The organism is Oleiphilus sp. HI0043, assembly GCF_001634935.1.
In genome coordinates this window covers 1-1292 of sequence record NZ_LWEY01001922.1, presented here as the reverse complement: position 1 = coordinate 1292, position 1292 = coordinate 1, and the positions used below count along the sequence as shown (strand labels likewise).

Below are 1292 nucleotides of genomic sequence, written 5' to 3'. Positions count from 1 at the left end.
TGTGGCTGCTCGCGCTGCAGAGAGCTCCCAATTAGATGGGAATACAGGGCTTCGAATAGGAACATTATCAGTATGCCCCTCTACCAGCATAGCGTTATCGTGCTGGTTCATAATACCTGCAATTTTTTCAATAATTGGCAAAGCATCATCAACAGGCTCCACACCGCCGCTTTGAAAAACAACCGTATCATCCAACGAGATCTCGATCCAATCGTCTTTCTTCTGAACGCTTACCTTTTCCTCGAATATCAAGTCTTCAAAGTTATCTTCAAACTCCCCTGCTATCATTTCGAGTTGGAGGTCTTCTTTGCTAGGTTCCTTCTTTTTCTTTCGTTGATCAGGGGGTGGTGATGACTCACCGATCATTGGTTGGATAAAAATTTCACGTGAATCCGGAGAGGTAGAGCGAGGACTTATATCTCCAACCTGAATTGGCTTTATGGTTTTCGCGGGAGCGTTAAAGACCCCTTCCAAACTCTCAGAAAGGACTTTATATTTACCTTCATTTACCGAAGAAATTGAATACATCACAACGAAGAAAGCAAACAGCAAAGTGATAAAGTCAGCGTATGATACTAACCAACGCTCATGATTATCATGCTCTTCTTCTAATTGCCTGCGCATAGCTTAGCTCAAGTGATAGTTAAGTGATAAAGCCGCGTAGCTTTAGCTCGATTGAACGAGGGTTCTCTCCCTCTGAGATTGCCACCAAGCCTTCGATAAGCATTTCTCTATACTGGGATTGCCGTTGAATCACAGACTTTAGCTTACTACCGACTGGGAAAAACAGCAGGTTGGCAAATGCAACGCCATAAATTGTCGCTACAAAGGCAGTCGCGATACCAGCGCCAAGAGAGGATGGGTCAGCAAGGTTACTCATAACATGTATCAGACCCATTACTGCGCCAATGATACCAATGGTAGGAGAATACCCCCCCATCCCGTCATAGATCTTTGCTGAACTAAGGTCATGACGCTCTTTAGAAATAAGATCCAACTCAAGTACATTTCTAATCACTTCAGGCTCAGCACCATCAACGAGCAGCTGAAGACCTTTACCAGCAAAAGGCTCATCTTCTTTCTCGACTGAAGACTCTAGCCCAAGCAAGCCCTCTTTTCTTGCTCGCATACTCCAGGAAATAACCTTTTCAATCCCGTCATCAATCGACACATAAGGCGGTATAAACACCCAGCGCAACATGACAATGCCTCGCTTTAATGTCTGAAAAGGAGTTTGTAACAATATCGCAGCAAACGTACCGCCTATAACTATTAAGGCAGCGGGGCCATTA

Annotated in this window: 2 protein-coding genes; both read right to left on the bottom strand. The window is 44.4% G+C overall.

Translation table 11 applies throughout. The annotated features are described in order from the left end of the window. Positions 1–624: flagellar motor protein MotB (locus A3729_RS29740; protein ID WP_068634571.1), on the bottom strand; the 624-nt coding region annotated here is incomplete at its 3' end. Positions 625–643: 19 nt separating this feature from the next. Then, on the bottom strand, positions 644–1292 hold a 649-nt coding region (locus A3729_RS29735), incomplete at its 5' end, for a flagellar motor protein (RefSeq protein WP_068634570.1).